Source organism: Rhizobium sp. 01N48 (genome assembly GCF_056399145.1).
The window spans coordinates 69,031-82,242 of sequence record NZ_JBFTQT010000010.1; the positions used below are offsets into that span (position 1 = coordinate 69,031).

11 protein-coding genes are annotated in these 13,212 nt (G+C 60.7%); 4 read left to right on the plus strand and 7 right to left on the minus strand.

Annotation, left to right across the window (positions count from 1 at the left end; genetic code table 11):
- Position 1: 1 nt before the first annotated feature.
- The 5 genes from AC1DOG_RS18745 to AC1DOG_RS18765 all read right to left on the minus strand — a co-directional run bounded on the left by AC1DOG_RS18745 (position 2) and on the right by AC1DOG_RS18765 (position 6,091).
- The gene (locus AC1DOG_RS18745) at positions 2-1,009 is read right to left on the minus strand and encodes a glycosyltransferase family 2 protein (RefSeq protein ID WP_477930148.1); all 1,008 of its coding nucleotides are present in this window, start codon (positions 1,007-1,009) and stop codon (positions 2-4) included.
- Positions 1,006-1,962 carry a glycosyltransferase family 2 protein gene (locus AC1DOG_RS18750; protein ID WP_477930150.1) on the minus strand — a complete coding sequence of 319 codons (957 nt, stop codon included), beginning with the start codon at positions 1,960-1,962 and terminating at the stop codon, positions 1,006-1,008. The genes AC1DOG_RS18745 and AC1DOG_RS18750 overlap by 4 nt, the downstream gene beginning before the upstream one ends.
- Positions 1,959-2,957, minus strand: a complete 999-nt coding sequence (locus AC1DOG_RS18755; RefSeq protein ID WP_477930326.1) for a glycosyltransferase family 2 protein — start codon at positions 2,955-2,957, stop codon at positions 1,959-1,961. The genes AC1DOG_RS18750 and AC1DOG_RS18755 overlap by 4 nt, the downstream gene beginning before the upstream one ends.
- Before the next feature lie 1,241 nt (positions 2,958-4,198).
- Positions 4,199-5,005 carry an endo-1,3-1,4-beta-glycanase ExoK gene (gene exoK / locus AC1DOG_RS18760; RefSeq protein WP_477930152.1) on the minus strand — a complete coding sequence of 269 codons (807 nt, stop codon included), beginning with the start codon at positions 5,003-5,005 and terminating at the stop codon, positions 4,199-4,201.
- Between the two features lie 3 nt (positions 5,006-5,008).
- On the minus strand, positions 5,009-6,091 hold the full coding sequence (locus AC1DOG_RS18765; RefSeq protein WP_477930154.1) for an acyltransferase family protein: 1,083 nt from the start codon (positions 6,089-6,091) through the stop codon (positions 5,009-5,011).
- Between the two features lie 579 nt (positions 6,092-6,670).
- On the opposite strand from AC1DOG_RS18765, the gene AC1DOG_RS18770 reads away from it, so the two are divergent.
- Complete coding sequence (locus AC1DOG_RS18770; protein WP_477930156.1) at positions 6,671-7,630, plus strand: glycosyltransferase family 2 protein; 960 nt, start codon at positions 6,671-6,673, stop codon at positions 7,628-7,630.
- A gap of 61 nt (positions 7,631-7,691) precedes the next feature.
- Here AC1DOG_RS18770 and AC1DOG_RS18775 read toward each other — a convergent pair whose 3' ends face one another.
- A complete protein-coding gene (locus tag AC1DOG_RS18775) occupies positions 7,692-8,693 on the minus strand; it encodes a glycosyltransferase family 2 protein (protein WP_477930158.1) in 1,002 nt (333 codons plus the stop codon).
- Between the two features lie 130 nt (positions 8,694-8,823).
- Entirely contained in the window at positions 8,824-9,096 is a 273-nt protein-coding gene (locus AC1DOG_RS18780) for an exopolysaccharide production repressor protein (RefSeq protein WP_477930160.1), read from the minus strand.
- 768 nt (positions 9,097-9,864) lie between these two features.
- On the opposite strand from AC1DOG_RS18780, the gene AC1DOG_RS18785 reads away from it, so the two are divergent.
- From AC1DOG_RS18785 to AC1DOG_RS18795, 3 genes are all read left to right on the plus strand, one after another.
- Positions 9,865-10,545: a sugar transferase gene (locus AC1DOG_RS18785; RefSeq protein ID WP_018897030.1), complete on the plus strand. Its 681-nt coding sequence runs from the start codon at positions 9,865-9,867 to the stop codon at positions 10,543-10,545.
- A gap of 65 nt (positions 10,546-10,610) precedes the next feature.
- Positions 10,611-11,882 (plus strand): polysaccharide biosynthesis/export family protein, encoded by a 1,272-nt coding sequence (locus AC1DOG_RS18790; RefSeq protein ID WP_477930162.1) that lies wholly within the window; start codon positions 10,611-10,613, stop codon positions 11,880-11,882.
- 9 nt (positions 11,883-11,891) lie between these two features.
- Positions 11,892-13,163, plus strand: a complete 1,272-nt coding sequence (locus AC1DOG_RS18795) for an O-antigen ligase family protein (protein ID WP_112945316.1) — start codon at positions 11,892-11,894, stop codon at positions 13,161-13,163.
- Positions 13,164-13,212 lie beyond the last annotated feature (49 nt).

The following is a 13,212-nucleotide window of genomic DNA, read 5'->3' on the forward strand; positions in this document are numbered from 1 at the left end:
TCTATCCTTTGCGGGAACGGGTCGTGCCATCGATGGCTGTGAGGTCGGCCTGCGGGCCAATCAGTTTGCGGAGCGACGCGATAACGCGGTTGGCCCGTGCTGCGATGGGCATGCTGAGATGCCCGACAGCGGATGGGGTGCCCCAGGCTGTCCTGATCGTTCCAAGGATCGACCGGTCTTTGATATTCTGGACGAGAACGAGGAATGCTCTTCCCCGAAGCAGGCTTTTTGCCCTGAAATCCTGGGCGGCGGCTGCTTCCGCATCCAGCGTGTGATTGCGAAGGAAGGTCTTATCCCCTTCGATCATGGCGTCGATGTGGTGAAGCGAAAGAACGCGGGAGATCGATCCTTCGCGGATATTGTAGTCGTAACCGGCAAGCGGCTCGAAAACGCAGCGTCCGCCGAGCGCCATGGCGCTGGCGAGATAGAGATAGTCCTCGCCGATCTTCAGGCTTTCGTCGAAGCGAAGGGCATGGCTTTCGATGAAGGCGCGCTGAAAGATCGGCTTCAGATAGCCGAAATTATGGGTGGTTTGAAAAAGGGCGTTGGAGCGAATGAAGGCGGAAAGGGTGAGCGTCGGCATTTGCGCCAGCGCGTCCTCGGCAAACATGGTTTCGGCGGGCGTGCCGTCAGTCCTGATGACACGCAGATTGTCGACGGCGATTTCGGCGCCGGCTTTTTCGGCGCGCGATATCATCCGGCGCAGCCGGTCGGGATCGACCGTGTCGTCGGAATCGAGCACCGCCAGCCAGTGGCCGGTGGCGGCCGAGATCGCGGCGTTGCGCGCCGCCGACGGGCCGCCATTGCGGGCGAGCGCGATCAGCCGGACGTTGCGGTCGGCATAGCTTTCGGCGATCGCCCTGGTTTCATCGGCCGAACAGTCGTCGGCGACGATCACCTCGACCGTGACGCCGCGCTGGGCAAGCGCGCTGTCGATCGCCTTTCCGAGCGTCGCCGCCGCATTATACGCGGCGATGATAAAGCTGACGTCGGGCATGTCTTGCTTCATGCGGCCTCCGCCGTTCCGTACTGGCGGATTTCGCGCACGCCGAGCAGGCCGCTGACGACGCCGGAATGCATGATGCCGCGAAGGGCATAGCGGTAGCGCGGCACGGCCGAGAAGACGCAGGCGAGGGCGGCGGCGTAGCAGAAGCCGGCCTTTGCGGCAGCAAGCGCTATCTGTTTCGCCCTGTTTAGGCCACCGGAACCCGTCTCCTGCAGCAGCCGCCCATGCGTCTGGCCGAAGCGGAAGCGGCGCTTGGCGAGCCAGGAGAGATCGGCGCGGTTTTCGGTCACGGGTTCATAGACATAGGCCTTCTCGGCAAAGGCGATCTTGCCGCCGGCCTCATGCATGTGGCTGAAGAATTCCGTATCTTCTCCACCGGTATGGCCGAGCGCCAGATTGAAGCGGCGGCCGGCAAGGCTCTGCGAGGAGAGGCGCAGCAGGACGTTGCAGGTATAGCCGGTGCGGATTTCGCCGTTGACCCAGACGGGAAGCGTCGAATGAAAATCGCCGACCCGCATCCAGCGCGGCGCGGTGTCCGCGTAAACGCTGCGGACGGGTCCGAGAACGGCGTCGGCCTTGGTTGATCGGGCGGTCGAGAGGAGCTCGACCAGCCAATCCTCGCTGGCATCCTCGTCGTCGTCGATGAAAGCAAGGAAGTCGCCAGTGGCGTTGTCGAGGCAGGCGTTGCGGGCGATCGAGATGTTCGATGCCGGGCAATGCACATAGGCGATTTCGTGGGCGATGCGCGGACGAAGCGCTTCGACACGTTCCCTGGCGCTCGGCGTCTTGTCGTTATCGGCGACGATGATGCGCAGGCGCGAGCCGGGAGGGACCTCGAGGACGGCCAGCGACAGCAGCGCTTCGTCGAGCGACGCGCGGCGATAGGTGCAGATGCCGATGTCGATCTGCAATTGTCTCGTCTGCTGTTTTTTCGTCTGTTCGGGGGGCTGGTTCACGACGCCACCTTTCTGCCGCGGAAGCTCAGAAGTTCCATCCAGAAGCCGGCCGACCAGGCGAAGTGCATCACCATGGCAGATACGGCGGCCAGGGGGCCGTAGGGGTTGCGCTGGCCGATCGCCATCCAGAAACCGTAGCCGACGCAGGCGACCGCCCAGAGGCTGAACGGTATGACGGCGGCCCAGTTCACCACGGCCAGAAATGCGCCGATGAAGACGGGGACGACCAGAAGCGGCAGCATCTGGCGAACATTCGGCATGTTGCCGTGCTTGAGGATGTTCTTGGCGCGGCCGCGGCCATAGCCGAGATATTGCCTGAACAGCGTGGCGACGCTGGAGCGCGGATAGTAGACCATGCGGGTCTTGTCGGTCATCCAGATGCCGAAGCCGGCCTTCTTCAGGCGGTAATCGAGCTCGGCGTCTTCATTGTGGCTGAAGGTCTCGTCGTAGCCGCCGACGGCCTCGAAGGCGGCGATGCGCATCAGGGCGTGGTGGCCGTGATTGGTCCAATGGCCCTTGGCGCCCTCGCGATGCTTCGAGCCGCCATTGCCGAGCTTGGAGTTCTGGGCGAAGGCGGTGGCCTTCTGGAACATGCCGAAGCCGACGGTTTCCATCGATACGACCACGGAATCGGCCTGGGTCGCGACGGCTTCCTCGACGAGGCGGCGGCAGTAATCGTCGGGATAATCGCCATGGGCGTCGATGCGGATGAGATAGTCGTAGTCGCGGCCGAAAGTGGCGACGGCCAGATTGGTGGCGGCGCTCTGCAGGCGGCGGGGATTGTCGAGAAGCACGATGCGCGGATCGGACATGCTGATGCGGGCGACAATCTCGCGCGTCGCATCCTTGCTGCCGCCGTCGGCGACGACGATCTTGGCGTTCATGTGATCGATTTCGCGGCTCAGCTTGGCGAGCAGCGGCTCGATGTGCTTCTCTTCGTTCAAGCAGGGGATGATTATGAGACTGGAGACGCTGGAACTGGCATCAGGCTGCATGGTTGTCCACCCTTCTGGAGATACGGTTTTCGGTGCGGATGCACTGCTGTCGCCCCTCTCGACGGCAGCAGGCACAAGGCGGGAAAGGCTGGCGACGAGCGCTTCGCAGTCGCTGCGGTCGGCAAGCCAGGTTTTCTGATCAGTGGCGGCGACGGCGTCGCTCAGCGCATGGTAGCGCTCGCCGGTCATGGTTTCGAACAGTGTGCGCAGTGCCGCCGGGCTTGCATCCGGAAGAGCAAGGCCGATTGATTTTTCACGCAGGAAGCGCGCGGTCTGCGTGCCTTCGAGCGCGATCGGAACGGTGCCGTAGAGGCATCCCTCGTAGAGCCGGTTCGGCAGCAGCCAGCTGGAATTCAGGCCTTCCTCGAAAAAGTCGATCGCCCAAGAGAAGTGGACGTCGTCATAGATCGCCCTTAAATCCTCGGGGTTCTTGTAGGGACCTTCGAAGCGGAGATAGGGTTCGCTGGCGACGAAGCCGTCGAAATCCTCGAATTCGGAATAGGCGGGGCGGCCGCGCAGCACGATCTCGACGCGGCCTTCCATGAGGCGTGAGAATTCGGCGAGCATGGTCAGCGACTTCCTGCAACGCAACGCGCCGAACCAGCCGATCTTCCAGGGCTGGCCGGGCTGTTTCAGCGGGCGGGCGATGGTCGGCTGGACCGTCTGGTCGATCGATATGACCTTGTTTTCGATCAGCAGCGTCTCGGCCTTGATGCCGGAGCGCGGCGCGAAGTGGTGTTCGATGAAGGCGGGCGAGCTCGTCATGATCAGCTGCGTGTTGCGGCCGAAACGGGCCTCAGTGCCGCGCATGATCTTGCCGACCATGTCGTTGCGAGAGAGCAGCCGGTGAATGTCGAGGCATTCGTAGACGACGGGCACATCGCCGCCGAACATCGCATTGGCGCGATCGGCGACCGCGAGCGCCTCGAGGTTGCGGCCGATGATGACATCGGGCTTGTCGACCGTCTTCAGCAGGCCTTTCAGCCCGCTCATTGCCTTCACGACAGCGCCGATGCGCTGCGCGAACTTGGCGTCGGCGGTGCGGCCAAGCTCGATCGGCGTGAGCCCATGCACTTCGGCGAGGCGGTTTTCGCCGCGGCGGAAGCCGGCAAGCGTTACCTCCGCGCCGCCCTCGCGCAGCATCAGCACCCGCCGCCGGACGGCGGGATCCGCCAGATCATGCACGAGATACAGGACTTTGAGCATGGCACTCCTTGTCATTTGTGCGCCTTCGGCGCCGGTCAATTCAGCGTGCATGCGATCGATTCAGGGAACTGGCACTTGTCGCCGGGGGCCGTGTAGGCGAAGCGGTCGACTTCCAGCGAGGTCGGCTTGGTGTAGGCGAACTTGCCCATCCAATCCTTCAGCGTGTCGGTGCCCCAGAGGCTGAAGAAAATCTTCTGCTGGCTATCCGGGATCTTCGAGGGATCGGTGACATCCTGGACGAGCTTGCCGTTCAGATAATAGCGCAGCCGGCCGGGCTCCCAGACGAAGGCGTAGTCGTTGAAGCCGTCATCGGCATTGGCGCCAATCGGAACCAGCTTCTCATTGCCGCCCTTGGCCTTGATGTACTGGTTGACCTGCACCTGGCCGGAGTTCTTGCCGAGGACCTCGAAGTCGATCTCGTCATGCGGCTGCTTGTCGGCCGGGCCGATATAGGTGAAGAAGGCGGAGTTCAGGCCGGAACCGGTGGCCGCCTTCATGCGGGCCTCATAGGTGCCGTAGCCGAAGCGCTTCTTGGTCTGGATTTCGCCGCAGAGATAGCTGCGGTCCTTCGACTGACCCTCGGCGAAGGAGAGCTGCAAGGCGCCACCCTCGACCTTCACCTGGTTTTTCGACCAGGTGCAGTTCTGATGTGGGCCGTTGTTCCAGCCGTCGGAGATGTACCAGACGCTGCGGTCGAGCTTATCGAAGTTCTCGACGAAAGAGGGGGCACTCGGTTGCTGGGCGGCTTGCTGGGCGAAAGCCGAGGAGGCGCCGATGAGGAGCGTGCCGATGATGCCGAGTGTGGGGCAAAGTTTTCGCGCATGGGCGATTTTGGTCGTCATGTGTCACCTTTGCTGTGTAGCGAGTTTGGAAGGAGCCGCGCCCGCTGAAACCGGCTTTTCATAGGGCTTCTTGGCCCGCGCGCCGGTCATGACGGCGTAGAGGCGAGGGGCGATCTTGCGGCAGAGGTTGTTCGAGAAGGCCAGGAACGGGAACAGGACCGCCAGCGACAGTAGGAAAAAGGCCGGGTAAAAGCTGACGCCCGCCTTGCCCCAGACGATCCACATGAAGATCAGCAGCGGATAGTGGCCGCAGAAGATCCAGAAACTCAGGCTGCCGGTTTTCGACAGGCGCTGGCCGATCGATGTCTCGATCAGCGGCGCCGACAAGAGCCAGAAACCGAGGGCGCCGAAGATGGCGAGCGTGTTGCGCAGGAACTGCACCCAGTCCGGCAGGCTCGGTCCGGTCATGTAGATGACGGTGGCAAGCGCCGCGCAGCTGGCGAGCAGGAGGACCGCGCCAAGCGTGGCGAAACGGTCGAGCGCCTTCAGGTCGATCCTGTTCAGGCCGATATAGATGCCGAGGCTGAAGGAGAAGAGGATGGAGCGCTTGAGGACGACATAGAGCGATGCCTCCGGCACCACGGCGACCACGAGCAGCACCGAAAGCGTGAGCAGCGGCGCATGGCGGATGAGCCATGCCAGCAGCGGTGACAGCAGGATGCATACGAAGAGGTCGCGCAGGAAATAGAGCGGCACGTTGACCGGGAAGTCTTCGACCGCAAACAGCTGGGTCATCAGCTCGCGCGCCGAGGCCTGCCACGGGTTCGGCACGTAGCCGTCGCCAAGGCCGACGCCGAGCGCCACCAGGATTGCCAGGAAGAACAGCCCGTTCCACAAGAGGAATGGCAGGAGCACGGTCTTGGATTTGGTGCGTACCGTTTTCAGGTAGCTGAAGTTCTCCAAGCCACCACGGAACAGGAGATAGCCGGAAATCGCACTAAGGCAGGGCACACCCACCCTGAACAGCGCTTCCGCCAGGAATACTCTCAGCCAATCAAAGGCGCCGTAGGTCCCGACGAAGGGACTGGTCTGGTCGCTGAATGGTATGTGTACGAAGACGATGCCCGAAATGAGCACAATCCGCATCAGGTTGATCCGTGAGGACACGTTGGTATCAACATTCACGTTGTCAGTCACCCCTTTTGGGTCGCAGCTCCCCTTTGCAACCGTTTCAATCAGAGCAGACTTCAGCCCGCAGCGAGGGAAGTTAGGGCGAATTCACGGAAGAAAATATGGCACTGCAGCAAAAGTGATCGATCACGCCGTTTCGTAACGGATACTACTTGCCGTAACGGCTCGCGAAAAATACGCGGCTGAAGTGTTCTCGCCCCGGCCAGAAGCCAGTGTCAGCAGTGCATTCAAGAAAATGATTATATTCACTGGCTTAGGCGCAAAAGGTGTGGTGCGGCGCACGAAAGTTTTTATCAAATGAGAGGAAATGTTACAGCAGCCGTCCGCAAGTGGTTCATCATTTATGGTCGGAATGGGGCGGTTTGATCCGGAATGGAGCGTTTCCGGATCGAGGGGGCGTCAGCGGCTTTCCTGCCGCCTTTGACAAATTTCGGCCGAAATGCCCCTGATGCTTGTGCGGTGCAGCAGCTGGCCTAGATGGCACGGCTAAAGGCACCGGCCGAAGCACCAATTCGAACCTCTCAGGGAGAGAGTATGGCGACTTTCACGATCATTATTCCGTTTTACCAGCGGGATGACGGCATCCTCAGACGGGCGCTTGCGTCGGCGTTTGCGCAGAGTTTTCAGGACTTCGATATCATCGTTGTCGACGATCAGTCGCCCTATGCGCCGGTAAGCGAGCTGGCATCACTCAGCGTCGAAGAGCGGGCGCGAATCACCGTCGTCAGCCAGCCGAACGCGGGACCGGGCGGCGCGCGCAATACCGGGCTCGATCATGTTCCCGCCGGCACGCGCTATGTCGCGTTTCTCGATTCGGACGATATCTGGACGCCGGATCATCTGAAAAACGCGTTCACGGCCATGGATACGCTCGGCGGCGATTGCTACTGGGCGTCGATCGAGGGCGGGGCGGAGTTCGACTATCACTTCGGGATCGCGGCGCTTGCGAAGATCGACGGCGCGCGGCGGCTGATGGAGACGCCGCATATTCTCTCTGTTCCCGATATTGCGGGGGTGATGATCAACGACTGGGCCTTCCTGCACATGTCGTGCATGGTCATCGGTCGTCCGCTGATCGAGACCGTGCGTTTCGATGCGGCGCTGCGGCTGGCGGCGGAAGACGTTTTGTTTTTCTGCGATTGCATGCTGGCGGCCAAGCAGGTTCTGCTCTGCGCCGATGCGGGCGCGCTGCGCGGCGAGGGGATCAACATCTTCCACGGCGTCGACAATACGTCGCCGGAGTATCTGAAGCAGCAGTTCATCACCTGGATGGCGCTCGACCGGCTGGAAAGCCGCTTCGCCTCGCGGCCGCGCGAGATCGCGACCATCCGGTCCTACAAGAGCCGGGCGCGCAAGCAGGCGCTGTGGGGGCAGGTGGGGCAGCTCAAACGCCGCCGCTGCCCCGATTTCGGCTTGCTCGCCCGCTGGCTGGTGCAGGATCCGCGGCTGATCCAGAGCGCATTCCAGCTCGCCGCGGGTAAGCTCTCAAAGTAACTGGTTTTGGCTATCGCATGTCGGTGCCGCAAAACCGCGGCACACTTTTGCGCGACATGCTTTACTCCGCCGGCGCGTCGAGCAGATAGCGAAGGCGGTCGCCGCTTGAGGTGACCGCCACCCCATCCGGGTTGCGCCAGCGCTCCGTCTTGTCGGCGAGGATGCCGCCGGCGATTGCCGGGAAGGCGGAGGGATGGGTCGCGACATAGGTGATCGCGGCGCCGGCGCCCTTCTGGTTCTTGATGTCGAGGAAGTGGCGCAGCTCGTATTTGGCGCGAATGTGCTGTTCGTGCCGGCGCACGGCGTCCGCCGCCATCGGCTTCAGCTTGAAATCCTTCAGCAGCGAACGGTCCGCCTCGTAAAGGCGTCGCAGGTCTTCCGTGCGGTGGCTGCCGCTCAGCGAGTTGCCACGCACGACGGCGCCGTAGCCGCAGCTGTGGATCACCTTGTAGCGGGCTCCGAGCGCCAGTGCGCGGATGTAGAGATCGTAATCCTCGCCGAGGCGCATGTCCTCGCGGTAGCGGAGCTTATGCTTGTCGAGAAAGCTTCGGCGCATGACGGGCTTCAGGAAGCCGATCTCGCCGCGTCGTACGCCGCGCTTGGATATGTTGCCGTCCACGAAGGTCGTCAGATCGAGATAGAGAGGGTTTTCGGCGAAGCGATCGAGCTTCTGTGGAGCCTGGGCAACCGTGTCGGCATCGACGAAGGCGATGTTGTCGGCCACGAACTCCCAATCATTGTCCGAGAGCATGCGGGAAAAGCGGCCGGCGAAGAAGAAATCGTCGGCATCCAGGATCGCGATCAACGGCGCTGTGGAGATATCGATGGCATGATTGCGCGCGGCGGACGGCCCCTTGTTCTTCTCGAACCTGACGATCCTGAGCCTGCCGGTGGCGTCGTTGCCGCGTTCGGCGGCCTCCGCTGTGGAATCGCCCGAGCCGTCGTCGACGACCACGACTTCGGCGACTTCAGGCTCAAGAAGTGCTGATCTGACGGCGATTTCGATCGTATCGGCCGCGTTCTTGGCGGCGATGATGACGCATATGCTAGCTGTTTCAGCCACGCTCTACCTCCGTTGTTTCGCCCAAGACCTAGGACGTTGCAGCGCAGCAGACAACAAAGAGCGCTTCACATGATGTTACGAAGGGTGGGTTCGTGAGCGGCGAATGGGCAATCAGGGCTGCCCTTGGCGCTTAGCGATTGAACGGCTCGGAGCTGTTGAAAGGCGGCACGTGCAGCTTTTCAGCTTCCTCGGTGCGGCCGGCCGCGCGCTTGGCGCCGTTGCGCTCCTTGCTTTCCTTCCAGACGAGGTAGAGCACGCCGCCGAAATAACCTGCCTGCAGCAGGATCGCGCAGATCACGGTCTTGATGATGGTTCCGGAAAGAGAGCCGCTCAGCCAATAGGTCGCAACGGCGAACACTGCGAGTGCGCCCAACATGCTGACAAAAACGCGAGGTGCATACATTTGTTGCCTCCCCAGATGGTGCCCTTCAATGAACAGCCATTGAATACGCGGCCACACCAGGACCCTTTTGTAGATTCTTTTTACAGGACTTCGTCATATAACTAAAGCGGTGAAGACGTCGTTTGCGCCTGTATTCAGTAACTACAAGCGTCATCTTAAAGGTTTGTTCCGGGTATTGGTAAAAATGCCACTTACCGGCATGGCCACCCGGCAATCGGAAAACGTCGTTAAAGTTGGGTTTCGATCCGATGGTTGCATCCAATTTGACAATGCACGTTCTTGTTTATGCCACAATCGATACCCGCTGAGGTGTAGTGGGCGCGTTTCGCATTCAACTTTTATTACAAAGTTTTAATTTCAAACGATTTGTGAGTGCGGCGCAAAATTGATGTTGCGATGCAATAAAACGGCTCCGTTCAAGTTTAAAAAAAGGTCCGTTGGAGAAGTGATGGCCGTAACCAAGAACTTTCGACCGGGGCCGGTCACCCCTGTAAACTTTGTTCGGGGTGTATTGGCAAGAAGTCACAGGACATTTTATTTCGGTCTGCAAATATAGTTTTGATCGCTTTGGTGGAATCTAAATATGTTTCAGCGACCTCTGAAATACAAAAAGTTGAACAAATGTTTCCAAAACCGTTCGATAACGAGCGGTTTTAAAAACGTGGCTTAAAAAAACAAAATCCCCTCATACACTCCCAACTCGTCAGCGCTAGCTAAGCGTCCTGAGCCTTAACCGACCAAACGGCAAACATAAGTGGAGTTACCTCTATGAAGTCTGCGACGAGATCGGACAGTTCGCCATTTTATGGCGCAGTTCACGAAAACGCGTTTCCGCCCACAGGCGGCTTCGCAAAACGGGCATTCGATGTGTCCGCCGCCTGCCTCGGGCTTCTGTTTCTGAGCCCAATCTTTTTGATGGTGATGCTGCTTGTGAAGCTCACGGACAAGGGTCCGGCCTTCTATGGCCATCGCCGCATCGGCCACAATGGCCAGGAATTCCGTTGCCTGAAGTTTCGGACAATGGTCACCAATGGCGACAAGGTTTTGCAGGAATATCTGCGCAACAACCCTTCTGCCATGGATGAGTGGCGCGCCACGCGCAAGCTGCAGAACGACCCTCGGGTAACTGCCGTTGGCGCCGTGCTGCGCAAGCTGAGCCTTGATGAGCTTCCCCAGCTCTTCAACATCATTCGCGGTGAGATGAGCGTCGTCGGTCCGCGTCCCGTCGTTCAAGACGAACTTGAAATGTACGAGCACGCCGCCGTCTTCTATCTGCAGTCCCGCCCAGGCCTTACCGGTCTCTGGCAGGTCAGCGGACGCAACGACGTTTCCTATGCCGCTCGCGTCGCTTTCGACACCCACTACGTCGAAAACTGGTCGATGGCCCGGGACGTTGCGATCATCGCAAAGACCATTCCCGCCGTCTGCGCTCAGCGCGGAAGCTACTAACGGCATCCTTACGCCCGACGAGCACGTCTTATGGCTCGCCGTCGGGACGAAACACGGGGAAAAATATGAACGAACGTCTATTTGGCAGTCAGGCTGGGCGATCCCGTGCCCTTCGATCCGGTGTTGCAGTCGCTGCCGGGTTGAGTGCATTCCTGCTGTCCTCATTCATTGCCAGCGCGGACGACTACCGCCTTGGAACCATGGATAAAGTGAAGATTCGAGTTGCCGAATGGCAGACGGCGGATGGGACGATCCGCGACTGGTCTGTCGTCAGCGGCGACTACACGGTTGGCCCATCCGGCAGCATTTCGCTGCCATTCGTCGGCGATCTCGTTGCTTCCGGGCAGACGACCGACGCCATCGCCAAGCAGATCGGCATGGCCCTTCAGAAGCAGTTTGCCCTGAAGGACCGGCCGTCGGCATCCGTCGAATTGTCGGAATTCCGCCCTGTCTATCTCTCCGGAGACGTGGAGAAGCCGGGTGAGTTTCCGTTCGCGCCGAACCTCACCGTCGCCAAGGCCGTCAGCCTTGCCGGCGGCCTTCGCCGGGCCGATTCCGGTCAGCGGTTCGCGCGTGATTTCATCAACGCCAAGGGCGACGCCGTCGTCTACATGGCGGACAGGGCACGGCTTCTCGTGAAGCAGGCTCGTCTTCAGGCCGAAATCGACAACAAGGATAGTTTCGAGATTCCGGCCGAACTGAAGGACAAGCCTGAGGCGAGGGCGCTCGTCGACAGCGAGAACGCGCTCATGACCTCGCGCAAGAAGCGGCTGACGCTGCAGCTTCAGGCACTCGATGACTTGAGAGCTCTGCTGCAGAGCGAAGTCGAGACGCTTGCCAAGAAGACGCAGACGCAGACCCGCCAGCTGGAGCTTGCCACGGCCGATCGCGACAAGGTCGATGATCTCGCCGAGAAGGGGCTGGTGCTCAGCGCCCGCAAGATGACGGCCGAGCAACGCGCCGCCGATCTCGAGGCGATGCTTCTCGACATCGACACGAACTCGCTCAAGGCCAAGCAGGATATCAGCAAGGCCAACCAGGACGAGATCACGCTTCGCAATGACTGGGACGCTCAGCTCGCCCAGGAAAAGCAAAGTGCGGATGCGCAGCTCGACCAGCTCAACCTGAAGCTCACGACGAGCAACTCGCTGATGGCCGAGGCGCTGACCCAGTCCACGGATGCAGCCCGCTTCGACACGTCGACGGGTGCGGCCAGCATTGCCTACTCCGTCATTCGTGACGTGGACGGCAAGCCGAAGGAAATCCCGGTGCAGGAAAGCACCGCGTTGCAGCCCGGCGATCTGATCAAGGTCACCGCCGGACTGGCCATGAGGTAACGAGGCAGTATGCGTATCGCTAAGTCGGCGCTCATCCAGCCCGGCGGGAATGTGGCCTATGCCGTTTCCGCCGTGGCGATTTCGCTTTTTTCGTTCGCCTACTCGCTTCGGTTCGGGCAGGTGTCGATCCTGCTTTACTATGCGCTCTGGCTGCCGCTGATCGCGGTCGATTACCGCAAGGTGCTCGGCAACTACAATCGCTACATCTGGATCTACGCCTTCGCGGCGATCGCCTTCCTGTCGGTGTTCTGGTCGGCGGCGCCCAGCGTGTCGATGCGCGCCGCCATTCAATATTTCACGCAGGTGCTCTGCACGCTGATCGCGGTGAGGGTGCTGGACGCCAAGACGCTGACGCTCGGCATGGTCGCCGGCATCGGTATCGTTCTCGTCTATTCGGTGCTCTTCGGGCATTACGAACTCGACGTGATCGACAACACCTACAGCTTCGTCGGCGCCTTCGCGTCGAAAAACCAGCTCGGGTTCTATGCCTCGCTCGGCCTGATAGCCTGTTTCGCGACCGTCTTCATCTTCGGCGAACGCCGTCCGTCATGGCTGGCTGCGACCGGTATCGTCGGGCTATTGTCGGCCTATTGCCTGATGATGTGCCAGTCGGCGACCTCGGTGCTGACCGCCGTCGTGGTTCTGGCGCTGATGGTCGGCCTGCGCGTCGTGCTGACGCTGACGCCCGACCAGCGCAAGCTGCTCGTCATCGGCGGCGGGGTCGCGGTGATCGTGCTTGCGGTCGCCGGTGTCTATCTTGGCGCGGTCGATGCCGTGCTCGGGATCTTCGGCAAGGATTCAACGCTGACGGGCCGCACCTATCTGTGGCAGCAGGGGATCAAGGCTGCGGCCGACAATCCCTATTTCGGCGTCGGCTACCAGGCCTATTGGGTTCAGGGCTTTTCGGAGCCGGAACGTCTCTGGGAAGAGTTCTTCATCGGCTCGCGCAGCGGCTTCCACTTCCACAACACCTACATCGAAACGACGGTGGAGCTTGGCCTTGTCGGCCTGGCGATCCTGGTCTTCACTTTCCTGAAGATCCTGTGGGGGCATCTGCGTCGCCTGATCGAAGACATCAGGAACGATGAATCCTACCTGCTGTTTGCCATCTGCGTGCTTCTGTTGATCCGCTCCTTCGTCGAGATCGACATTCTGACGCCCTACAATGTCGGGACGTTCCTGTTCTACTTCTGCGCCGGAAAGCTGATGAGCGTGCGCCGCCAGCCTGATGTCGCGGCATGGGCGCGGCAGGCACGGCAGCCCGAACCCTTGATGCATTAGCACTTAACAGCATTGTCGGCCGGCATTGACCGGTCATTTGAGGAAACCG

Excerpts from the sequence above, each read along its gene's own strand:
- AC1DOG_RS18795 (WP_112945316.1), top strand. The coding sequence starts at position 11,892 with ATGCGTATCGCTAAGTCGGCGCTCATCCAGCCCGGCGGGAATGTGGCC.
- AC1DOG_RS18785 (WP_018897030.1), top strand. The coding sequence starts at position 9,865 with ATGAAGTCTGCGACGAGATCGGACAGTTCGCCATTTTATGGCGCAGTT.
- AC1DOG_RS18780 (WP_477930160.1), bottom strand. The coding sequence starts at position 9,096 with ATGTATGCACCTCGCGTTTTTGTCAGCATGTTGGGCGCACTCGCAGTG.
- exoK (WP_477930152.1), bottom strand. The coding sequence starts at position 5,005 with ATGACGACCAAAATCGCCCATGCGCGAAAACTTTGCCCCACACTCGGC.
- AC1DOG_RS18745 (WP_477930148.1), bottom strand. The coding sequence starts at position 1,009 with ATGAAGCAAGACATGCCCGACGTCAGCTTTATCATCGCCGCGTATAAT.
- AC1DOG_RS18790 (WP_477930162.1), top strand. The coding sequence starts at position 10,611 with ATGAACGAACGTCTATTTGGCAGTCAGGCTGGGCGATCCCGTGCCCTT.
- AC1DOG_RS18765 (WP_477930154.1), bottom strand. The coding sequence starts at position 6,091 with ATGCGGATTGTGCTCATTTCGGGCATCGTCTTCGTACACATACCATTC.
- AC1DOG_RS18770 (WP_477930156.1), top strand. The coding sequence starts at position 6,671 with ATGGCGACTTTCACGATCATTATTCCGTTTTACCAGCGGGATGACGGC.
- AC1DOG_RS18755 (WP_477930326.1), bottom strand. The coding sequence starts at position 2,957 with ATGCAGCCTGATGCCAGTTCCAGCGTCTCCAGTCTCATAATCATCCCC.